Genomic DNA, 22,215 nt, shown 5'->3' on the forward strand with positions numbered 1-22,215 from the left:
GAGCAGAGTTGACTTTCGTAAGAATCGGACCCTCGCTTTTCTCATTCTTCGGCGTTGAAGTGTGTAATGACCCACCGCTTTCTGCTCAGGTCATGCGGTTAATGTAGCGGCATAGGCCGCATCCGGGGTCATCATCTTCAGCGCCTGATGTGGGCGCTGTCGGTTGTAAAAGGCGATCCAGTCGGCAATCACCCGCAGGGCATGGGCTTGGCTTTCGAAGCGGTGCCGGTGCACGCATTGCTCCTTCAGTGTCCGGATCACACGTTCCACCATCCCGTTCTGTTGCCGGCAGTGCGGGGTAATGAACTCCTGCTTCAGGCCGTAGCTGCGCACCAGGCGGGTGTAATCGCGACTGGTGAAGACCAGCCCGTTATCCGAGCGCAGCAGGAACGGCTCCGGCACGCGGCCCAGCGTGCCGGAGCGCGTGATCAGGGCCTGCTCCAAGGCGGCAGACGCTGTGCTGGCTTTGCCAGTCCGTGACAGGTGCCAGCCCAGTAGCTGCCGGGTATAGCAGTCGATCACCAGCGCCAAGCTGAGCCAGCCGTCTTTGCCGCCCCACACGCGGCACAGGTCCGTGGCCCAACGCTGATCCGGAAGTTCGGCGCGGGAGACCTTGGCTTCGATCCTCGGCCGCTGCCCCAGCGCCCGCTTGCGGACCTGCCAGCCCTTGAGCTGGAAGATGCGCTGCACCGTGTTCTTGTTCATGCCCAACAACGCGGCCACGGTGCGGTAGCCAAACGACGGCTCGGCCTCGATCATTTCCTTGATCGGCGCGGCCAGTTCGGGGTTGACCTTCGCCGGCGCCCGGGCGGACTTGTAGTACGTCGTGCGGCGGGCCACCTCAAACCACCGACACAGCTTGGTCATTGGAACGGCAACACCTTCGTCTTTCAGGCCCTGCTGGACCGAGCGCATCAGCTCTCGTCCTTTCCCAGCAGGGACGCCAGCTTTTTTCGGGCGCGGATCTCCAGCATCGCCTCGCCGTAGGCCTCCTGCAGGTCCTTGAGTTGGCGCTCGTACTGCTCGCGCACGTCCTCCGGCTTGGCCCGCAGAGCGTTTTCCATGCCGCGCTTACCGTCTTCAACCCAGCTTTCGATCTCGGCCGGGGTCAGGTCGAACTGACGGCTGGCAGCGGCCACCGTCGTCTTGCCCTGGATGATCTCAAGGACCAGTGCCGACTTGCGCCGGGCGGTCCAGCGCTTGATCTCTTCTTCCATCATTTCGCTCATCGGTGTCTCCTTCGGGGAAATTAACACCTGAGCAGGTTTTCAGTGGGTCATTACACGTGTTCATTCTCCTGCAGGTGCAGCAGGAAGGCGCGTCGGCGGATTGAATGCCGGCGACCGTTGGCGGCGGCATGGCCTGCGATTGTGTCCGCTGTCCACAGCGATAGGGAGACAGTGCGCGCCGAAAATCGGGCAGTTGATCGCTGCCATCCAAGCGGTGATAGGTCGGTGTTCCCGGATTCCATGCGCGTTGCATCGTTCTTCCTGCCATCCCGCTTTGCAGGTCGTGGGTGGGTGCGCGCTGTGTGCCGCGGATATGTCAGCGCAATGAACAGGGCGAAACGCTGCATGTCCTAAACAGGGCGCGGTGATCATTCCCGCTGTCCGGCAGACACTGATTGTCCGCATTTGATTTCGCATGCCATTGATTCAACGAGACTCGGCGACGGTGTTTCTGAAGGAAGGTGAGGCGCATGCGCGTGTGTGCCGCATGTCGCGAGTGGTCGATTGGCCAGCGTAACGATGCGTCCTGCAAGGGCGCGCGCGTGCGCGGTGGGCACGAACCTAACATCGCTGCGCGGCCAACCCGTGCCGCTGGGACGGAAGGGTTCCTTGTGCGCGGGGTTCGCGGATTCGCCCCCGGGCGTAACGCCGCGGCCGGTACGGCGCGGGCCGCTGCCTTGCCGTATTTCACAGAGCAATGCATGTCTCCATGCATCCTTATGCCCGTAGGGCGGGGCTTGGAGAGGGCCGCGCCATGCGCGGAGGCAAGAACCACCCGAGGAGGTCGCCACGTGATCAAAGTCCCCACTCTCCGTTCGCCAACGCTTGCAGCGGGCGGCGCGTTTTTGTTGTGTTCAATGGCCTTGTGTGGCCCGGCGCATGCGGCCGATGCCTTCGCGTCCGATTCGAAGTGGATGCTGGGTGATTGGGGGGGCAAGCGCACGGAGCTCCAGGCGCGCGGCATCGACTTCAACCTCGACTATGTCGGCGAGGTGGCGACCAACCTTGACGGTGGTTACAACGACGACCGGGTGGGGCGCTACAGCGACCAGTTCGCGCTGGGCATGCACCTGGATCTGGAAAAGGTGTTCGGCTGGAAGGCGGCGCAGTTGCAGGTGACCGTCACCGAGCGGAGCGGCAAGAATCTGTCCAATGCGCGCATCGCCGACCCGCGTGCCGGGCAGCTCAGTTCGGTGCAGGAGATCTGGGGGCGAGGGCAGACCTGGCGGCTTACCCAGCTCTGGTACCAGCAGGCCTACTTTGATGGTGCCCTGGATGTGAAGCTCGGGCGCTTTGGCCCAGGCGAGGACTTCAACAGCTTTCCCTGCGACTTCCAGAACCTGGCCTTCTGCGGCTCGCAGGTGGGCAACTGGGCGGGGAGCATCTGGTACAACTGGCCGGTCAGCCAATGGGCGGCACGCGTCCGTTACAGCTTCGCGCCGGATTGGTTCGTGCAGGTGGGTGCCTATGAACAGAATCCCTCGGTCCTCGACCGCCGACGCGGTTTCACCTTCAGCACGGAGGGGCGCGCCGGAACGCTGGTCCCCATCGAACTGGTCTGGCACCCCCGGCTGGGGACCGCGGCGCTGCCGGGCGAGTACCGGCTGGGCTACTACTACAGCACCGCGCGGGCCGACGACGTCTTCAAGGACGTGGACGGGTTGCCCCAGGCAGTGACGGGAAATCCGTTCCAGTCGCATGACCGCAAGCACGGCGCGTGGGTGGAGGTACAGCAGCAGCTCACGGCCCGTGGCGGCGATGCCACGCGTGGGCTGAGGGTGTTCGCCACCTACACCGCGCATGACAAGGCGACCAATGAGGTGGACAACTACCAGCAGGTCGGCCTGGTCTATGCCGGCCCCTTCGACGCCCGTCCGCAGGATGACCTGGGCATCGGCGTGGCACGGATCCATGTCAATGCAGAGGTGCGTCGCCGGCAGATGTTGTTGAACGCGGTGAATGGTGTCGAGGATTACCTTGATCCGTTGTATCAGCCGCTACAGGACACCGAGTACAACGCCGAGGTGTATTACGGCGTGCATGTCGCGCCGTGGCTGACGATTCGCCCGAACCTGCAGTACGTGCGCCACCCCGGTGGTGTGACGGAAGTGGACGGCGCGTTCGTGGCGGGCATCAAGGTGCAGACATCGTTCTGATGACGGTTGCGGGCGCCGTGTGATTCCTTCGCAGGCAGGTGGCTTTGCCCGAAGCGGTATCGGCTTCGCGGCCGAGGCCGCGCCTGCCGTGTCAGGTGCCACGGACCACTCCCTCCCTTTGCTGCAGGCAGGGGGAGGGTTGGGGAAAAGTTGCCGTTGGCTTTGCCCGAAGCGGTATCGGCTTCGCGGCCGAGGCCGCGCCTGCCGTGTCAGGTGCCACGGACTGCTCCCTCCCTTTGCCGCAGGCAAGGGGAGGGCTGGGGAGGGGTTGCCGTTGGCTTTGCCCGGAGCGGTATCGGCTTCATGGCCGAACCCGCTCCTGCCTAGCTCAGCGTACGCCGTGCATCATCCGCTTGAGCAGGGGCGAGGCCAGCAGGGCGACGACCGCACAGCCCAGGCCAATCCACATCAGCAGCCAGAACAGATGTTCGTAGCGCGCGGCAGCCTCGGCGATGTTCATCACCTCGCCTTCGGGCACGTCGATGGCCGCCAGCTTGCCGAACAAGGCCGCCAGCGTCTCGGAGAACGCCGTTGCCAGGAACCAGGTCCCCATCATCAGGCTCATCACCCGTGGCATCGCCAACTGGGTGACCGCCGACAGGCCCACCGGCGACAGGCACATCTCGCCAACTTCCAGCACGAAGTAGGCCAGCACCAGCCACCACACGCTGGCCATCTGCCCGGTTGCGCCCACCTGCTGCGCGGCCAGCGCCAGCGGCACGAACGACAACGCGCCGAACACCAGCCCGAACGAGGACTTCACCGGCTTGGAGGGGTCCAGCCGGCGCTTGTCCAGCCATGCCCATAACGCCGCGAACAGCGGCGCCAGCAGCACCAGGAACAACGCGCCCAGGTAGGTCAGTGAACCGGCCGTCTGCGGCAGCACCAGGCAGTCGCGTACCAGCATCACCAGCATCGCGGCGACGATCAGTGCGAACAGCACGCGTGGCGCATTGGAATCCGGGTTGCGGTCGGACAGCCGTGCGGCCACCACGAAGCCCAGCGGCGCCAGCAGCAGCGACACGATCGACCATGGCAGCGGCGTGCCGTCGCGGATCACCAGTGCCGGCACCAGGTCCTTGGTCAGCAGACGGTCGGTGAAGGTGACCCACGAGCCGTAGGTCTGCTCATACAGGGTGAAGAACACCAGCGCCATGAAGATCAGCACCATCAGCGCGATCATCTGCTGGCGTTGCACCGGCGTGCATTGGGTGCCGGTGAACCAGGCAAACCACAGCAGCACGCCGCCGAGCACCACGATCATCAGCATCAGCGCCAGGCTGATTTCGCCACCAAGCGCGAACGCACCGTTGGCCGCGGCCCACATCAACGCCGCCACCGGCACCACCGCCAGCACCGCCAGCACGTAGATCAGCCACTCGCGACGGATGCCGAGCACGCGCTCGCGCAGGGTCGCCGGCTGCGGCGGTTCGGCGTGGCCGTGCAGGTACTTCTGGCCCCACAGGAACATGGCCAGGCCCACCAGCATGCCGATGCCGGCCGCACCGAAGCCGTACTTCCAGCCATAGGCCTCGCCCAGGAAGCCGCACACCAGCGAGGCGAACAATGCCCCCAGGTTGATGCCGGCATAGAACAGCGAGAAGCCTGAATCACGGCGCGGGTCGTTGTCCGGGTACAGCTTGCCGACGATGGTGGAGATGTTCGGCTTCAGGAAGCCCACTCCCATGATGATCAGCGCCAGCGACAGGTAGGTCACCCCCAGCGCGGCCTCGTCGCGCACCACCTGGCCGCCGACGTGGTGGGCCTGCTGGCCCTCGAAGGCCATGCCGGCATGGCCCAGCACCAGCAGGATGCCGCCGAACACCACCGCCTTGCGCATGCCCAGCCAGCGGTCGGCCAGCAGCCCGCCGAACACCGGGATGCAGTAGACCAGCCCGCCGTAGGCGCCCAGCAGGTCCAGGCCGGCCTTGTCGCCGAACAGGTGGTACTTGGTCAGGTACAGCAACAGCAGCGCCTTCATGCCATAGAAGGAAAAGCGCTCCCACATTTCGGTGAAGAAGCAGACATAGACGCCCTTGGGGTGGCCCAGGAAGTCGTCGCTGCCGGCCCGGGACAGGGATGGGCGGGTGGACATTGGCGGTGCTGGAAGGAGGAAGCCGGCGAGTATAGGCGCGCTTTGGCGGCCGTTGCCGGCCTGCTCCGGGACCTTGCCGGATGCGGCGGCCGGGCAGGCCGGATCCGGGGACAGGCTTTGCCCATTGCCACCGGATGGCGCGTTGCGTCTGGACTTGACGTTAAGCGGGCGTTAGCGTGGCAGCGGTTTTTTGCCATCCAAGGGCTTTCCATGAATAACGCTGCGCCTCGGCAGCTCACTTTCCGCGCGGTGCTGCTCGCCGTCGTGCTGGCGGTGATCCTGTCCGCCGCCAATGCCTACCTGGGTCTGTTCGCAGGCCTGACCATCGCCACCGCCATCCCCGCCGCCGTCGTCTCGATGGGCGTGCTGCGGCTGCTCGGTGGCGGCACCATCCTTGAAAACAACATCGTCCAGACCGGCGCCTCGGCCGGCTCGTCGATCGCCGCCGGCGTGATCTTCACCATCCCGGCGCTGGTCATCATGGGCTACTGGCCGGACTTCAAGTACTGGTGGGTGCTGGGTATCGCCGGCCTGGGCGGCCTGCTGGGCGTGCTGTTCTCGGTGCCGCTGCGCCGTTCGATGATCGTCGAGGACCCGCTGCCGTTCCCGGAGGGCAAGGCAGCGGCCGAAGTGCTCAAGGCCGGTGAGAACCCCGGCCCGGGCATGAAGATCCTGGGCCTGTCGGCCGCCATCGGTGGCCTGGTCAAGCTGGCCGCCGCTTCGGGCCTGCGCATCTTCCCGGACGCCTGGGCGCAGTCGGCCTACGTCGGCAGCTCCAAGATCACCGCCTTCATCGGCACCAACCTGTCGCCGGCGCTGCTGGGCGTGGGCTACATCGTCGGCCTGAACGTCGGCATCGTGGTGGTGTCCGGCTCGATCCTGTCCTGGCACATCGCCATCCCGCTGTACCAGGCGTTCTTCATGAACACCGACCCGGGCCTGGCGGGGCAGATCGCCACGGCCTCCTCGGCCGATGCCGCGTTCGCCATCTGGGGCGCCAAGATCCGTTACCTCGGCGTCGGCGCGATGCTGATCGGCGGCGTGTGGACCCTGTTCTCGCTGCGCAAGTCGCTGGTCAAGGGCATCAAGAGCGGTTTCGCCGCGGCCCGCAAGAGTGCCGGTGCGGTGCAGGTGGCCGAGACCGAGCGCGACCTGCCGATGAAGTGGATGCTGATTGCGCTGGTGGCCTTCACCCTGCCGCTGCTGGGCCTGTACCAGGCCATCGTCGGCCAGTGGCATGTCTCGATCCCGATGACCCTGATCATGATCGTGGCCGGCTTCCTGTTCGTGTCGGTGTCGGCCTACCTGGCCGGCCTGATCGGTTCGTCCAACAACCCGGTCTCGGGCATCACCATCTCCACCATCCTGTTCGCTTCGGCGGTGCTGGTGCTGCTGATGGGCCGTGACTCGGCGCTGGGCCCGGTGGCGGCGATCATGATCGGCGCGGTGGTGTGCTGCGCGGCCGCGGTCGGCGGTGACAACCTGCAGGACCTCAAGGCCGGCTACCTGGTGGGCGCGACCCCTTGGAAGCAGCAGCTGATGCTGGGCATCGGTGCGTTCTCCTGTGCCCTGATCATGGCCCCGGTGCTGAACCTGCTGGCCCACGCCTACGGCATCGGTGCTCCGACTGCCGAACATCCGAACTCGCTGGCTGCTCCGCAGGCCAACCTGATGGCCTCGGTGGCGCGTGGCCTGTTCGGCGGCGAGCTGCCGTGGATGATGATCGCGCTGGGCGCCGGCGTCGGCGCGGTGATCATCGCCATCGACGAATGGCTGAAGAAGACCGGCAAGCGCTTCCGCGTGCCGGTGCTGGCCGCCGCCATCGGCATCTACCTGCCGCTGGAACTGATGGTGCCGATCTTCCTGGGCGGCCTGCTGGCCTACCTGGTCGAACGCTTCCACAAGATCAAGCCGGACGACGAGGAAGGCCGTGACCGCGTGCATCGCCCGGGCGTGCTGTTCGCCGCCGGCCTGATCACCGGTGAGGCGCTGATGGGCATCGCCATCGCCATCCCGATCGTGGTCAGCGGCCGTGGCGACGTGCTGGCGGTGAACCTGGGCAGCTTCGCCGATACCTGGGCCTCGGCTTCGGCCTGGGCGGGCCTGGTGGTGCTGTTCCTGGTCGGCCTGCTGCTGTACCGGGTCGGCAAGAAGGGTGAGCAGGCGGCGAAGGCCTGAGGCAGACCAACCCTGCTGTGACTTTGTCCCTTCCCCCGCTTGCGGGGGAAGGGGCCCGAAGGGCGGATGGGGGCGCTTGGGGGTTGATCTGGCCGTAGCTCCTGGCGCAAAGCCAAGGCGCCCTCGCCCCAACCCCTCTCCCGCTTCGCAGGAGAGGGGCTCACGCGGAGGCCAGGGCTCACGCGGTAGCGGGGCTCAAGCAGACGCCTGGCGGGACCAAGCCAACGCAAAGCCGCCCAAGGGCGGCTTTGCCGTTTGCGGCTGTTTCACGGGCATGACTTCATGCCTTTGCATCGGGGTCCGTGCGCCGCCTACCATCCGTGTTTTGCCGTTTCCCGGGAGATGCCCATGAAGCTTCGTCACGCCTTGCTGCCCCTGTGCCTGCTCGCCGCCCTGCCTTCGCTGGCCAGTGCGCGCGGTTTTGAAGTCCGCGACATGGTCAAGCTGGACCGCGTATCGGCGCCGCTGCTGGCCGGCAACGGGGCCCAGGTGGTGTTCGCCAAGCGCGTGGTCGACGCCGACCTGAAGGGCAGCAGCAGCCTGTGGATCCGCGACCTGCGTACCCGTGACCTGGCCCCGCCCAAGCGCCTGTCGCCGGAAGGCTGGAACGTGAACTCGGCATCCATCTCCGCCGACGGCCAGAGCGTGTACTTCCTGAGTGCCAGGAACGGCAGCCAGCAGTTGTACGTGATGCCGCTGGCCGGTGGCACGCCGCGCCAGCTGACCGACTTCGCGCTGGACGTGGACAGCTACCGCATCTCGCCGCAGGACGACCGCGTGCTGTTCAGCGCCGGCGTGTTCCAGGACTGCGGTTCGGACCTGGCCTGCACCAGCAAGCGGCTTGATGCGGCCAAGGCCGACAAGAGCAGCGCGCAGATCTACGACAGCATGTTCGTGCGCCACTGGGACACCTGGGCCGATGGCCGTCGCAACACGCTGTTCGTCGCGCCGCTGCCGGCCGCTGGTGCTGCCGCGGTGAAGGGCGCCTCGGCGATCAGCGCGACCCTGGCCGGCGATGCGCCGTCCAAGCCGTTCGGTGGCAACGACGATTTCGTCTGGTCGCCGGATGGCACCTCGGTGGTGGCCAGCATCCGCGTGCAGGGCAACCAGGAGCCGTGGTCGACCAACTTCGACCTGTACAAGCTCGATGCCACCGGCAAGGCCGCCCCGGTCAACCTGACCGCCGCCAACCCGGCGTGGGATGCCGGCCCGGTGTTCAGCGCCGACGGCAAGACCCTGTTCTACCGCGCCATGAAGCGCCCGGGCTTCGAAGCCGACCGCTTCGGCCTGATGGCGCTGGACCTGGCCAGTGGCAAAGCCCGCGAGATTGCCCCGCAGTGGGACCGTTCGGCTGATGGCATCACCCTGTCGGCCGATGGCAGCACCGTCTACACCACCGCGCAGGACATGGGCGAACACCCGCTGTTCGCGGTGAAGGTGGCCGATGGTGTGGTCAGCAAGGTGGTGGGCGAGGGCAGCATCTCGGCCTTCGACATCGCCGGCGACACGCTGGCCTTCAGCCGCAACTCGCTCAAGAGCGGCGACCAGGTGTTCACCAGCACCACCGCTGCCGGCGCGCCGCAGCGTGCGATTACCCAGAGCGCCGGTGAGATGCTGCCGGACGTGAACTTCGGTGACTTCGAGCAGTTCTCGTTCAAGGGCTGGAACAACGAAACCGTGCACGGCTACGTGGTCAAGCCGCACGACTACCAGGAAGGCAAGAAGTACCCGGTGGCGTTCCTGATCCATGGTGGCCCGCAGGGCAGCTTCGGCAATGGCTGGAGCAACCGCTGGAACCCGCAGACCTACGCCGGCCAGGGCTACGCGGTGGTGATGATCGACTTCCACGGCTCCACCGGCTACGGCCAGGCCTTCACCGATGCGATCAGCCAGCACTGGGGCGACCGCCCGCTGGAAGACCTGCAGAAGGGCTGGGCCGCCGCGCAGCAGCAGTACAGCTTCCTCAACGGCGACAAGGCCTGCGCACTGGGCGCCAGCTACGGCGGCTTCATGGTCAACTGGATCGCCGGCAACTGGAACGAGCCGTGGAAGTGCCTGGTCAACCACGACGGCGTGTTCGACCAGCGTGCCATGGGCTATGCCACCGAAGAACTGTGGTTCACCGAGTGGGAGCAGGGCGGCACGCCGTACGACGTCCCGCAGAACTACGAGAAGTTCAACCCGGTCAACCACGTCGCCAACTGGAAAAAGCCGATGCTGGTGGTGCAGGGCCAGCTGGACTACCGCATCCCGGTCGAGCAGGGCCTGGCCACGTTCACCGCGTTGCAGCGTCAGGGAATCGAGTCCAAGTTCCTGTACTTCCCGGACGAGAACCACTGGGTGCTCAAGCCGCACAACAGCGTCAAGTGGCACGACACCGTCAATGACTGGCTCAAGCAGCACATCGGCCAGTAATCCGTCGCAGGAAAGGGCGCGCCGTTGGCGCGCCCTTTCGTTTTGATGTCATGTGCCGCGTTGCGCTAGCCTTCCGGTCGCTTGTCATCGGGTTCCCAGGGAGAGGCGAAACGTGGGTTCTTTCAGCATCTGGCATCTGTTGGTCCTGTTGGTGTTCCTGGGAGGCGGCGTCGGCCTGCTCGGCGTGGTGATCTGGTGGGTGACCCGCTCGGCAAGGGGCGCCGCAACACCCGCGGCAGCGTTGCCATCGGTGGCCGAGCGCCTGCGGCAACTCGACGCGCTCAAGGCCGAAGGCCTGATCAGCGAGGCCGAGCATGCGCGCCAGCGTGCGACCATCGTGCAGGGCGTCTAGCCGCGCGGTGGAGCGTGTGGGGGGAATGCCGCCAGCCTGGCGGTGAAGCGGAAGTAGTGTCCTGCCCGCCCGGATGGGTTGGGCAGGGGCGAGGGAGTCGCCGTGGTGGTTGGTCCTGCGCAATCCCTGTCTTCCTGACCGGAGCGGTCCCGCTGCAGGTTTTCTCATTCGGGCAGGGGGCTTGCCCGCGCTCATGCGACAAAGGGGATAGACGATGACGGCAGCCGCAACCGGTGCGCTCATCAGCAACGACATCATCGTGTTCGGCCTGATCGCCGCCACGCTGGGGGTGATTTTCTGGACGTCCGGCAGCAGCAACCGCCTGCTCAGGAAGTTCTACAGTTTCGTGCCCGCGCTGTTGCTGTGCTACTTCATTCCCGGGGTCTACAACACCTTCGGGCTGATCGACGGCGAAACCACCAAGCTCTATAACCCCATCGCCCGCGATGTGTTCCTGCCGGCGGCGCTGGTGCTGCTGACCCTGTCCATCGACCTGAAAGGCATCCTCGGCCTGGGCTGGAAGATGCTGGCCATGTACGTGGCGGCGGTGCTGAGCATCATGCTCGGCGCGCTGGTGGCGTTCCAGGTGATGTCCTGGGTGCATCCGGACACCGTTGCTGGTGGCACCTGGGGCGGCATGGCGGCGTTGGCCGGCAGCTGGATCGGTGGCGGCGCCAACATGCTGGCGATGAAGGAGATCTTCGAGGTCGATGCGACCACCTTCGGCCAGTTCGCGGTGGTGGATGTCGGCGTGGGGTACGTGTGGATGGCGGTGCTGATCTTCTTCGCCGCACGGGCCCCAGCGCTGGACAAGCACAGTGGCGCCGATACGACTGCCCTGGATGACCTGCGTGACCGCGTGGCCAACTATCAGGCCCAGCACGCGCGCATCCCGGCCCTGGGTGACCTGATGGTGATGGCGGGCGTGGCCTTCGGCACGGTGGCCATCGCACATGCCCTGGCCGGCCCGCTGTCGGGTTGGTTCGGTGCCACCTTTGCATGGTCGGCCTCGGTGAGCCTGGACAAGCCGTTCGTCTGGGTGGTGCTGCTGGCCACGTTCATCGGCCTGGGCTTGAGCTTCACCCGTGCCCGCGAGCTGGAAGGCGTGGGCGCGTCCAAATGGGGGTCGATGTTCCTGTACTTCCTGATCGCCTGCATCGGCATGCAGATGGACCTGCTGGCGTTGCTGGAGAAGCCCTGGCTGTTCGCGCTGGGCGTGATCTGGATCGGCGTGCACATCGTGCTGCTATGGGGGGTGGGCAAGCTGCTGCGCGTGCCGTTCTTCTATTTCGCGATCGCCTCGCAGAGCAACATCGGTGGCCCGGCCTCGGCGCCGGTGCTGGCCTCCGCGTTCCACCCGGCACTGGCGCCGGTGGGCGTGCTGCTCGGCACGCTGGGCTATGCGGTCGGCACCGGTGCCGCCTATGCGGTGGGCATCGCCCTGCGCGCCATGGCCGGCGCAGGCTGACCACATTCGCAGGAGCGGGCTCGCCCGCGAAGCAGATGGACGCCCCGATATCACTCATGCGATAGCCGGGATAACGGCTGCTTCGCGGCGGGGGGCACTCCTGCGGAGTGCGCATTCAGCCGTTGCCCCATGCTAGGCTCCACGCTCCCACGCCACGTTCCCAACGTGGCGTTTTTATTCTCATTCGATCGACAGGAACCGGACATATGCCGACCGAAAGCTCCACCGCCATCATCACCAATGACATCGTCGGCCTCGGCCTGATCGCCGCCACGCTGGCATTGATCTTCTGGTTGGCCAGCGGACCCACTGCCTTCTGGCGGAAGGTATTCACCTGGGTGCCGGCACTGCTGCTGTGCTACTTCATCCCGGCCATCTACAACACCGTCGGCCTGATAGACGGCCATGGCACCAAGCTCTACAACCCCATTGCCCGTGACGTGCTGCTGCCGGCCGCGCTGGTGTTGCTGACCCTGTCCATCGACCTGAAGGGGATCATCCGCCTCGGGCCGAAGCTGTTGGTCATGTTCGTCACCGGCACCGTCGGCATCGTGCTCGGTGCGGCGGTGTCGTTCCAGCTCATGAAGCTGATCCACCCGGAAACCGTGGCCGGTGACACCTGGGCCGGCATGGCCGCACTGGCCGGCAGCTGGATCGGCGGTGGCGCCAACATGGCCGCCATGCGCGAGACCTTCAACGTCGATGCCACCACCTTCGGCCAGTTCGCCGTGGTCGATGTGGCCTGCGCCAGCCTGTGGATGGCGATCCTGTTGTGGCTGGCCGGCCGCTCGCAGGCCATCGATGCGCGTACCGGTGCCGATACCTCGGCCATCGATGACATGAAGCGGCGCATCGCCGAATACGAAGCCAGGAGCGCGCGCAATCCGAGCCTGACCGACCTGATGGTGATCGTCGGTGTCGGCCTGGGCGTGGTCGGTCTGGCGCATGCGCTGGCTACGCCGCTGGCCACGTGGTTCGGCGAGAACGTCAGCTGGGCCAGCAAGGCTTCGTTGAACTCGGCCTTCGTCTGGGTGGTGATGCTGTCGACCTTGATCGGCCTGGGCCTGAGCTTCACCCGGGCCCGCAACCTGGAAGCGGCGGGCGCCTCGAAGATCGGCACCCTGTTCCTGTACTTCCTGATCGCCTGCATCGGCATGCAGATGGACCTGTTGTCGCTGGTCGACCGCCCGTGGCTGTTCCTGCTGGGCGTGATCTGGATGGGCGTGCACATCGGCCTGCTGTACCTGGTCGGCCGCCTGCTGCGCACGCCGTTGTTCTTCTTCGCCATTGGCTCGCAGGGCAACATCGGTGCAGCGGCATCGGCCCCGGTGGTCGCTGCGGCGTTCCACCCGACCCTGGCACCGGTGGGCGTGCTGCTGGGCACCGTGGGCTACGCGACCGGCACGGTCATCGCCTACATGACCGGCCTGATGCTCAAGTGGATGGCCGGCGCCTGATCGGCACTGGAGCGGGGGCAGGATTCGGCGCCACCGGCAAGAGGTCGAGCGGTAGGAACGACCTCGGTCGCGAGGCAGGGAATCTCGCAGCGGCCGGAACAGCGGCAATCTGACCGTCCAGCGGCTTCGTGGCCAAGGCCGCTCCCACGAAAAAGGCGGAGCCCATGGGCTCCGCCTTTTTTATTGCTCCAACATCATTCGTTCAGCAGCAGCGGAAGCCCCGCTTGCCACCGAACCGGGCCTCCTGGCGCTCGCGGAAGAAGGTCTTGTAATCCATGACCTCGCGGTCGGGATGCTTCTCCTGCATGTGCCGGACGTAGTTGTCGTAATCCGGTACCCCGCAGCACAGGCGTGCAGTCTGTACCAGACGCCGCCAGGTGCGGCGGAACGTCTGGTACTGGCCGACGGGGACCAGCTCGGTGCCCATTACAGGTCCACCTCGTGCGGCTTCAGTGCCACGTACGGCGTTTCGTGGTCGGTGCGCACCGGCGAACGACGGGCCTGGCGGATGGTCTTGATCGAGTACACCAGCACCGCGAACACCACGAACAGGAACAGCGCGGTCAGGCCGGCATTGATGTAGTTGTTCACCATCACCTGCTGCATCTGGTCGAAGTTCTTCGACGGCGGCAGCAGGTTGCCGGCTGCGATGGCATCACGGTACTTGTGTGCCTGGGCCATGAAGCCCACCGCCGGCTCGTTGGAGAAGATCTTGATGAAGCCGGCAGCCACGGTGCAGATCAGCAGCCAGATGGCCGGCAGCAGCGGCACCCAGGCGTACTTGCCCTTCTTCATCTTGAACAGCACCACGGTGCACAGCAGCAGCGCCACGCCGGCCAGCATCTGGTTGGCGATGCCGAACAGCGGCCACAGCATGTTGATGCCGCCCAGCGGATCGGTCACGCCCTGGTACAGGAAGTAGCCCCACAGCGCCACGCAGCCACCGGTGGCGATGAAGCTGGCCACCCACGAGTCGGTGCGGCGCAGGGCCGGCACGAAGTTGCCCAGCAGGTCCTGCAGCATGAAGCGGCCCGAACGGGTACCGGCATCGACCGCGGTCAGGATGAACAGCGCTTCGAACAGGATGGCGAAGTGGTACCAGAACGCCATCATGCCGTCGCCCGGCAACACCGCGTGCAGGATCTGCGCGATGCCCACGGCCAGCGTCGGTGCGCCGCCGGCGCGCGACAGGATGGAGTGCTCGCCAATTTCCGCGGCGGTGCTGGTCAGCTGCTCCGGGGTGATGGTGAAGCCCCAGTTGGACACCACCTGCGCGGCGTGCACGACGTCGGTGCCGATGATGGCGGCCGGGCTGTTCATCGCGAAGTAGATGCCCGGCTCGATGATCGAGGCGGCGACCATGGCCATGATGGCCACGAACGATTCCATCAACATGCCGCCGTAACCGATGTAGGCGGCGTGGCCTTCATTGGCAAGCAGCTTGGGCGTGGTGCCCGAGCTGATCAGCGCATGGAAGCCGGACACCGCACCGCAGGCGATGGTGATGAACAGGAACGGGAACATGCTGCCCTTCCACACCGGGCCAGTGCCGTCGGTGAACTGGGTCAGCGCCGGCATCTTCAGCTCCGGCATGACGATCAGGATGCCGATCGCCAGGCCGACGATGGTGCCGATCTTGAGGAAGGTGGACAGGTAGTCGCGCGGGGCCAGCAGCAGCCACACCGGCAGCACCGCGGCGACGAAGCCGTAGCCGATCAGCATCCAGGTGATCTGCACGCCGGTGAAGGTGAACATCGGGCCCATCACCGGGTCGGCGGCGACCTTGCCGCCGTACCAGATCGCGGCCAGCAGCAGCACCAGGCCGACCACCGAGATCTCGCCGATCTTGCCGGGGCGGATGTAGCGCATGTACACGCCCATCAGGATGGCGATGGGCATCGTCGCGATGACGGTGAACATGCCCCATGGGCTGCCCTCCAATGCCTTCACCACGATCATCGCCAGCACCGCCAGGATGATGATCATGATCATGAAGACGCCGAACAGCGCGATGGTGCCGGGCACTTGGCCCATTTCCTCGCGCACCAGGTCGCCCAGCGAGCGGCCGTTCCGGCGGCTGGAGATGAACAGGATCATGAAGTCCTGCACCGCGCCGGCCAGCACCACGCCGGCGATCAGCCACAGCGTGCCGGGAAGGTAGCCCATCTGCGCGGCCAGCACCGGGCCGACCAGCGGGCCGGCGCCGGCGATGGCGGCGAAGTGGTGGCCGAACAGCACGTGCTTGTTGGTGGGCACGTAGTCCAGGCCATCGTTGTTGAGGATGGCGGGCGTGGCGCGGGTGGGATCAACCCCCAGCACCTTGTTGGCGATGAAAAGGCCGTAGTAGCGGAAGGCGACCAGATACAGCGAGACCGCCGCGACCACGATCCACAGGGCATTGATGTGTTCGCCGCGGCGTAGCGCCACGACGCCCAGACAGAAAGCACCGATCAGGGACAGCACTGCCCATCCGGCTTTGGAGAAACCTTTCATCGAGTCGCCTCGCAGGGGTAATGGATCCAAGGGTCTACCCATGCACGCCGGGGGTCAATGTGTACGGCAGGTGAAGCGGATTCGACTTTGGTCTTAGGGAAATGTCCGGCCCGAAACTGACTGCGCGGGTCGCTTGCCTGCTGCCGTCGCCGATCTGGAACAATCGGTTGCAGTGCTGGCTGTTGGCGGCTGCGGGCTTGGCCGCCATTGTCGGATCTTCTGCGAGGAGGTTTCCCATGAGCGATGACAATGCCCGCGTATTGCGCACCCTGCGGGGCATGCCCACCTCCGACGGTGCGGGCGTGCGCCTGACCCGGGTGATCGGCACGCAGGACCTGCCGGACCTGGACCCGTTCCTGATGCTCGACGAGTTCGGCACGGACCGCGCGGAAGACTATCTGGCCGGCTTTCCCTCCCATCCGCACCGTGGCTTCGAGACGGTCACCTACATGCTGGATGGCCGCATGCGCCACCGCGACAACCATGGCAACGAAGGCCTGCTGACCTCCGGCAGCGTGCAGTGGATGACCGCCGGCCGCGGTGTCGTGCACTCGGAGATGCCCGAGCAGGAATCGGGGCGGATGCGTGGCTTCCAGTTGTGGGTGAACCTTCCGGCGCGCGAGAAGATGGTGGCCCCGGCCTACCAGGAGTTCGCCCCGGATCGCATTCCGCAGGCCACGCCGGCCGAAGGCGTCACCCTGAAGGTCATCGCCGGGCAGGTGGGCGAGGTGACCGGGCCGATCCGGCAGCCGGCCACCGAGCCGCTGTACCTGGACATCGAGCTGGCTGCCGGAGCGCGCTGGTCCGTCCCGTTGCCGGAGGGACACAATGTGTTCGCCTACGTGTTCGAAGGGCAGGCGTTGTTCGGCGACGGCGCGCAGCGCCAGCCGGTTGCCACGCAGACCCTGGCGGTGCTGGGCGGCGGCCGCCAGCTCAGCGTCGAAGGTGGCAGCCAGGGCGCGCGCCTGATCCTGGTGGCGGGCAAGCCACTGCGCGAGCCGGTGGCCCGGTATGGCCCGTTCGTGATGAACACCCGCGAGGAGCTGATGCAGGCCTTCGCCGATTACCAGGACGGCAAGTTCTGAAGCGGACAGCGCCGCGGACGCCGGCCTTGCCGGTGCCCGCGGTCATCGCCGGGAGGCGGCCTCAGTGGTCGCCGCCGGCCAGTGTCGACGGGTTGAGGTTCAACGTCTGCGTGAGTGCCTGCAGGTTGCCCAGTTCGCCGGTATCGGCCGCATCGATCCAGATCTGCGCGTAGCGGTTCTTGTCCAGCTTGACCACGGTGATGCGGCGCGACTCCAGCCCCGGCAGATCGCGGCCGCCCATGTCCAGCTTGTACCAATGCAGGCTCTCGCCGGCGAAGCTGCCCTTCTCCGCGCGCAACGAGCGGTTGAGCAGCATGTCCGGATCACGCGGGGTCAGCATCATGTTGAGCACCGGACGGCCGTCTTCGGTGGTGGCCTTGCAGACGATGAAGTCGGTCTGCGCCTGCTGTTCCCAGTGCAGGCCACTGTCCGAGGGCAGGGAAGGGCATTGCGCGGTGCTTTGCGCGGCGGCGGTGGCGCTGGCGGCGAGCAGCAGTGCTGCGGAAACGAAACAGGCGGTCTTCACTTCACATTCCCCATGAAACATCGGCCGGACGGCGCCGACGATGGTTGTTTGGACAGAGTTGAAAGCGTTGCCGGCCGTGGGCGTTGACCCCCTTCGCCCTTCATGTTCCCTTCATGTTCGGCGGCTGGTACCGACGGTATTACAGAAGTGCCACCGCATGCAAAGGATGGATGGTTACAAAAGAAACGGCCCCATGCGGGGCCGTTTGTCGGGTGGTGCGGGAAGGGCGGCTTACTTGTCGCTGCCGATCCACTTGTAGGCCAGGCCGCCGATCAGGGCGCCCAGGATCGGGGCGACCCAGAACAGCCACAGCTGGCTCAGCGCGCCGGAGCCGGCAAACACCGCCACCGCGGTGGAGCGGGCCGGGTTCACCGAGGTGTTGGTGACCGGGATGCTGATCAGGTGGATCAGGGTCAGGGCCAGGCCAATGGCGATCGGGGCGAAGCCCGCCGGCGCACGGCCATGGGTGGCGCCCATGATCACCACCAGGAACACCGCGGTCAGCACCACTTCGCACAGGAAGGCGGCCGCGACGGTGTAGCCGCCCGGCGACAGCGCGCCGTAGCCATTGCTGGCGAACGCGCCGGCCTGGCTGCCATCGATCACGAAGCTCGGGTTGCCCTGGGCGATCTGCAGCAGGATGAAGGCCGCGACGATGCCGCCGAGCACCTGGGCCACGATGTAGGGCAGCAGGTCCTTGCCGGAGAAGCGCCCGCCGGCCCACAGGCCGATGCTCACCGCCGGGTTGAAGTGCGCGCCGGAAACATGGCCGAACGCATAGGCGCCGGTCAGTACGGTGAGGCCGAAGGCCAGTGCGACGCCGACGAAGCCGATCCCCAGCGGATTGCCGTCACCGCCGAAATTGGCGGCCAGCACGGCGCTGCCGCAGCCGCCCAGGACCAGCCAGAAGGTGCCGAGGAATTCGGCTGCCAGTCGTTTACCCATGCTCATGATGTTCCCCAAGATAGACCCGTAACGGGCGTACAGAAAATAACGGAAGTAATTTGGTTGCTGCGTATCGAATTCGTTAATCCGGCCTAGTGGGCCGGCAGCGGGATGAACTCCTTGTCGTCGCCGGGGATGGTGCCGAAGCGGCCATTGCTCCAGTCGTCCTTGGCCTGCTCGATGCGTTCCTTGGAGCTGGAGACGAAGTTCCACCACAGGTGGCGCGGGCCGTCGAGCGGCTCGCCGCCCATCAGCATGGCCTTGACCGGGGTCTTGGCGCGCAGCCGGCCACGCGCGTTGGCCTCGGGGATGACCAGGTGCCGGGCGGGGATGTCGGTGCCGTCCAGCTGGGCGTCGCCTTCCAGGATGTAGAGCGCGCGCTGCACGTGCGAGGTGTCCAGGTCCACCTCGGCGCCGGGCTGCAGGTCGATGGCGACGTTCAAGGTGTCGGTGAACACCTTCACCGGCGATTCCTCGCCGTAGGCGCGCCCGGCGATGACACGCAGCAGGGCGCCGTCACGGCGCTGCTGCGGGAGCTGGTCGGCGGCGAAGTGGAAGAAGGCCGGGTCGGTTTCCTCGTGGCTCCTGGGCAGCGCCACCCAGGTCTGCATGCCATGCACGGCCTGTTCGTGTTCGCGCGCGGCCAGCGGGGTGCGCTCGGAGTGGGCGATGCCACGCCCGGCGGTCATCCAGTTGACGTCACCCGGGCGGATGACCTGCTCCGATCCCAGGGTGTCGCGGTGCCCGATCTGGCCGGCCCACAGGAAGGTGACCGTGGCCAGGCCGATGTGCGGGTGCGGGCGGACGTCGATGCCTTCGCCGGGGGTGAAGATGGCCGGCCCCATGTGGTCCACGAACACGAACGGCCCCACGCTGCGCGCCTGCAGGCTGGGGACGGCGCGACGCACCTGGAAGCCGCCCAGGTCGTGGACGCGCGGGCTGATGATCGTGGTCATGGCTGCTCCTTGGCTGTGGACCGAGGGGCGAGGATGGCATGCCCGGCGCGAGGCTGTCGTGACCAGTGCGGCAACGGATTGTTTTGCACCGGGGCGGCGGCACGCCTTGACCGGGCCCGCTACCGCCGCGACGCCAAGCGGTCCGCCAGCCGTGTCGGTTCCGGCAACCGGTAGCCGGCCAGGCAGGCCACTACCAGCGGCAGGCATTGCGCCACCGATACCCGGTGGCCGGGCGAGACGAACAGCGGTTTGCAACGCGGCTTGCTGCGCAGCACCCACCCCACCTGCCGGCCCTTGAACAACAGCGGCGAATGGTCGCCGCGCTGCGGGCCCGGCTCCTCGTAGTCGCCGACCAGGCGGCTCTTGCCGATGCCGATGCTGGGCAGGCCGGTGAGTACGCCCAGGTGCGCGGCGATGCCCAACCCGCGCGGGTGGGCGATGCCGTGCCCGTCCACCATCACCAGTGCCGGCGGCGCGGGCAGTTGCGCCAACGCCTCCAACGCAGCCGGCAGCTCACGGAAGCTGAGCAGGCCGGGGATATAGGGCAGGGCGGTCGGGCGACGCGCCAGCGCCGAATGCAGGGGCTGCAGGGATTGGCCGTCGAGCAGGACCGCCGCCGAGCGGGTGATGCTGCCGCCTTCCTCGAAGCCGGTGTCCACGCCGGCGATGCGATCAGGCAGGCCCTGGAAGGCATCGACCAGTTCGACCTGTGCCGCCAGCTCGCGTTGCTGCTGGCGCAGGCGCGCGTAGTCGGGTGCGGGCGTTGACGTGTCCATGCCCCCAAGCCTGCCACTTCCCGCCCCGCAACGGGGCGGGGGTCAGGGGGACGGGCTACAATCGACGGCCTTCCTTCCCCAACCCGGAGATATCCGCAGTGACCCGCAAACTCGTGCTGTTGCGCCATGGCCAGAGCCAGTGGAACCTCGACAATCGTTTCACCGGTTGGGTGGACGTGGATCTCACCGAGCAGGGCCGCAGCGAGGCCGCCGCCGCCGGTCGCCTGATGAAGGAAGAGGGCCTGCAGTTCGATGTCGCCCACACCTCGGTGCTCAAGCGCGCCATCCACACCCTGCAGGGGGCGCTGGCCGAGATGGGCCAGGACTGGCTGCCGGTCAACAAGTCCTGGCGCCTGAACGAGCGCCACTACGGTGGCCTGCAGGGCCTGGACAAGGCCGAGACCGCCGCCAAGCACGGCGAGGAGCAGGTCAAGGTGTGGCGCCGTTCCTACGACATCCCGCCGCCGCCGATGGACCTGGAAGACCCGGGCCATCCGATCCATGACCGCCGCTACGCTGGCCTGGACCGCAACGCGTTGCCGGCCACCGAATCGCTGGCCACCACACTGGACCGCGTGCTGCCGTACTGGCACGACGCGATCGCCCCGCAGTTGAAGGACGGCAAGACCGTGCTGGTCACCGCGCATGGCAACTCGCTGCGCGCGCTGTACAAGTACCTCAACAACGTGAGCAAGGAAGAAATCCTCGAGCTCAACATCCCGACCGGCATCCCGCTGTTGTTCGAATTGAACGATGACCTGACCGTGCAGTCGTTCCGTTACCTCGGTGATCCGGAAGCGGCGAAGAAGGCGGCCGAAGCGGTCGCCAACCAGGGCAAGGCGAAGTAAGCCGGCCCCCCGTTTCTCCTGGACACCCGGCCTCGTGCCGGGTGTCCTGCTTTGTGGCCGTGCTTGGCCCTGTGCCATGATCCGGCACGGAAAATGCACAGGAGTGAAGCGTGAAGCGAAAGGTGATTGCAGGATGTCTTGCCCTGTTGCTGACAGGGGGCGCGCTGGCACAGAGCGCATCAGTGGTTCCGGCGCAACCTGCAAACGCACAGCTCGCACAACGTGGTGGCGGCCAGCCCTACGAAGTCATCGGCAGTGAAGTGTGGGATGTGCCGGACCCGGTATCGGCCCGTGTCTACCAGGTGTTCGTCGCCTTGCCGGCCGGTTACGCCGAGAATCCGGACCGGCGCTATCCGGTGCTCTACGTCACCGATGCGGATTACGCCTTCCCGTTGATCCGGCAGATGGCGCGTCGCCTGAACGTGGAAGGTCCGCGCATCGAGGACTTCATCCTGGTGGGCCTGTCCTACGCGAAGGGCGAGGGCGGCATGCCCAGCCGTCGCCGCGACTACACGCCCACTCCCAACGCCCCCAGCGGCACGCCTGCTGATAGCGTGCACGGTGGCGGTGCTTCCTATCTGGGCTATCTGGACAGCCAGGTACTGCCGTTCATCGCACAGCACTACCGCACCGACGAACAACGCAGGTTGTTCCTCGGCCACTCCTACGGCGCCTTGCTGGGCACCCAGATTCTGTTCGAGCGTCCACAGCTGTTCGCCGGCTACATCCTCGGCAGCCCGTCGTACTGGTACGACCGGCACGTGATGGAGCGTCAGGAGAGCCGCTTCGCTGCAGCGCATCGTGACCTGCCGGCACGGATCTACATGTACGTCGGTGAGCGTGAAGCACGGGCGCACGGTGGCGACGCCGACATGGTCGAGGATGCACGACGGATGCAGAAGGTGTTGGCATCGCGCCGCTATGCATCGCTGCAGTTGCAGCTGGAGGTACTCAACGACGAGGACCACCTGACCGTCGCGCCGCGCGGATTCATGCAGGGGCTGGAGTACCTGCTGGCGCAGCCGGCCTCCCTCCCCTGAGGGCAGGGGGCGCTACCGGCGGCGGCCAGGCAGGGCAGGCCACGGCCGCAGGGCGCATGGCCACGGCAACCCGGCGCAAGCCGGGTTCTTGTTTATCCCGCCGATTCCTCACGGGCCATTTACGGCCGGGCTGAAAGATTGCGCACTCCGTCACTGTCGTGCGTGCCTTGGCAGCGCGCAGCGGTGCCAGGGTCTC

General features: G+C 66.4%; 18 protein-coding genes. 9 read left to right on the forward strand and 9 right to left on the reverse strand.

Annotated elements, in window-relative coordinates; all coding sequences use genetic code 11:
- Nucleotides 1-90 precede the first annotated feature (90 nt).
- Together AC06FE_RS09430 and AC06FE_RS09435 are read right to left on the reverse strand one after the other, a co-directional pair.
- Entirely contained in the window at nucleotides 91-915 is an 825-nt protein-coding gene (locus AC06FE_RS09430) for an IS3 family transposase (protein ID WP_478072898.1), read from the reverse strand.
- Entirely contained in the window at nucleotides 915-1,229 is a 315-nt protein-coding gene (locus AC06FE_RS09435) for a DUF1153 domain-containing protein (protein ID WP_017158377.1), read from the reverse strand. The genes AC06FE_RS09430 and AC06FE_RS09435 overlap by 1 nt, the downstream gene beginning before the upstream one ends.
- Before the next feature lie 857 nt (nucleotides 1,230-2,086).
- Between AC06FE_RS09435 and AC06FE_RS09440 the strand changes: the two genes are divergently transcribed.
- Nucleotides 2,087-3,385, forward strand: a complete 1,299-nt coding sequence (locus AC06FE_RS09440) for a carbohydrate porin (RefSeq protein ID WP_478072899.1) — start codon at nucleotides 2,087-2,089, stop codon at nucleotides 3,383-3,385.
- A gap of 328 nt (nucleotides 3,386-3,713) precedes the next feature.
- On the opposite strand, the gene AC06FE_RS09445 is transcribed toward AC06FE_RS09440, so the two are convergent.
- On the reverse strand, nucleotides 3,714-5,480 hold the full coding sequence (locus AC06FE_RS09445) for a peptide MFS transporter (RefSeq protein WP_478072900.1): 1,767 nt from the start codon (nucleotides 5,478-5,480) through the stop codon (nucleotides 3,714-3,716).
- Between the two features lie 210 nt (nucleotides 5,481-5,690).
- Here AC06FE_RS09445 and AC06FE_RS09450 point away from each other — a divergent pair, with 210 nt between their 5' ends.
- The 5 genes from AC06FE_RS09450 to AC06FE_RS09470 all read left to right on the forward strand — a co-directional run bounded on the left by AC06FE_RS09450 (nucleotide 5,691) and on the right by AC06FE_RS09470 (nucleotide 13,350).
- On the forward strand, nucleotides 5,691-7,658 hold the full coding sequence (locus AC06FE_RS09450) for an OPT family oligopeptide transporter (protein WP_192286426.1): 1,968 nt from the start codon (nucleotides 5,691-5,693) through the stop codon (nucleotides 7,656-7,658).
- A 348-nt stretch (nucleotides 7,659-8,006) separates the two neighbouring features.
- Nucleotides 8,007-10,073, forward strand: a complete 2,067-nt coding sequence (locus AC06FE_RS09455; RefSeq protein ID WP_313255286.1) for a S9 family peptidase — start codon at nucleotides 8,007-8,009, stop codon at nucleotides 10,071-10,073.
- A 112-nt stretch (nucleotides 10,074-10,185) separates the two neighbouring features.
- Nucleotides 10,186-10,425, forward strand: a complete 240-nt coding sequence (locus tag AC06FE_RS09460; RefSeq protein ID WP_323438161.1) for an SHOCT domain-containing protein — start codon at nucleotides 10,186-10,188, stop codon at nucleotides 10,423-10,425.
- 214 nt (nucleotides 10,426-10,639) lie between these two features.
- On the forward strand, nucleotides 10,640-11,893 hold the full coding sequence (locus tag AC06FE_RS09465) for a DUF819 family protein (RefSeq protein WP_132864659.1): 1,254 nt from the start codon (nucleotides 10,640-10,642) through the stop codon (nucleotides 11,891-11,893).
- Nucleotides 11,894-12,099: 206 nt separating this feature from the next.
- Complete coding sequence (locus AC06FE_RS09470; RefSeq protein ID WP_192286423.1) at nucleotides 12,100-13,350, forward strand: DUF819 family protein; 1,251 nt, start codon at nucleotides 12,100-12,102, stop codon at nucleotides 13,348-13,350.
- A gap of 202 nt (nucleotides 13,351-13,552) precedes the next feature.
- On the opposite strand, the gene AC06FE_RS09475 is transcribed toward AC06FE_RS09470, so the two are convergent.
- Both AC06FE_RS09475 and AC06FE_RS09480 read right to left on the reverse strand, forming a co-directional pair.
- Entirely contained in the window at nucleotides 13,553-13,777 is a 225-nt protein-coding gene (locus AC06FE_RS09475) for a YbdD/YjiX family protein (protein WP_132864657.1), read from the reverse strand.
- A complete protein-coding gene (locus AC06FE_RS09480; RefSeq protein WP_132864656.1) occupies nucleotides 13,777-15,843 on the reverse strand; it encodes a carbon starvation CstA family protein in 2,067 nt (688 codons plus the stop codon). Before AC06FE_RS09480 ends, AC06FE_RS09475 begins: the two co-directional genes overlap by 1 nt.
- 236 nt (nucleotides 15,844-16,079) lie before the next feature.
- Between AC06FE_RS09480 and AC06FE_RS09485 the strand changes: the two genes are divergently transcribed.
- Entirely contained in the window at nucleotides 16,080-16,928 is an 849-nt protein-coding gene (locus tag AC06FE_RS09485) for a pirin family protein (protein ID WP_313255296.1), read from the forward strand.
- A 61-nt stretch (nucleotides 16,929-16,989) separates the two neighbouring features.
- Here the strand turns inward: AC06FE_RS09485 and AC06FE_RS09490 are convergent, their stop codons facing one another.
- The 4 genes from AC06FE_RS09490 to nfi all read right to left on the reverse strand — a co-directional run bounded on the left by AC06FE_RS09490 (nucleotide 16,990) and on the right by nfi (nucleotide 20,131).
- Nucleotides 16,990-17,454: a hypothetical protein gene (locus AC06FE_RS09490; RefSeq protein WP_132864654.1), complete on the reverse strand. Its 465-nt coding sequence runs from the start codon at nucleotides 17,452-17,454 to the stop codon at nucleotides 16,990-16,992.
- A 231-nt stretch (nucleotides 17,455-17,685) separates the two neighbouring features.
- Nucleotides 17,686-18,405 (reverse strand): aquaporin Z, encoded by a 720-nt coding sequence (gene aqpZ, locus AC06FE_RS09495; RefSeq protein ID WP_132864653.1) that lies wholly within the window; start codon nucleotides 18,403-18,405, stop codon nucleotides 17,686-17,688.
- A gap of 86 nt (nucleotides 18,406-18,491) precedes the next feature.
- The gene (locus AC06FE_RS09500) at nucleotides 18,492-19,355 is read right to left on the reverse strand and encodes a pirin family protein (protein ID WP_132864652.1); all 864 of its coding nucleotides are present in this window, start codon (nucleotides 19,353-19,355) and stop codon (nucleotides 18,492-18,494) included.
- Between the two features lie 119 nt (nucleotides 19,356-19,474).
- Nucleotides 19,475-20,131, reverse strand: coding sequence for a deoxyribonuclease V (nfi, locus tag AC06FE_RS09505; RefSeq protein WP_478072901.1), 657 nt, complete (start codon nucleotides 20,129-20,131; stop codon nucleotides 19,475-19,477).
- A 98-nt stretch (nucleotides 20,132-20,229) separates the two neighbouring features.
- Here nfi and gpmA point away from each other — a divergent pair, with 98 nt between their 5' ends.
- Both gpmA and AC06FE_RS09515 read left to right on the forward strand, forming a co-directional pair.
- Nucleotides 20,230-20,979: a 2,3-diphosphoglycerate-dependent phosphoglycerate mutase gene (gene gpmA, locus AC06FE_RS09510; RefSeq protein WP_132864650.1), complete on the forward strand. Its 750-nt coding sequence runs from the start codon at nucleotides 20,230-20,232 to the stop codon at nucleotides 20,977-20,979.
- 110 nt (nucleotides 20,980-21,089) lie between these two features.
- Complete coding sequence (locus tag AC06FE_RS09515) at nucleotides 21,090-22,019, forward strand: alpha/beta hydrolase (protein ID WP_478072902.1); 930 nt, start codon at nucleotides 21,090-21,092, stop codon at nucleotides 22,017-22,019.
- Nucleotides 22,020-22,215: the final 196 nt, after the last annotated feature.

Source organism: Stenotrophomonas sp. Steno-C18 (genome assembly GCF_056393195.1).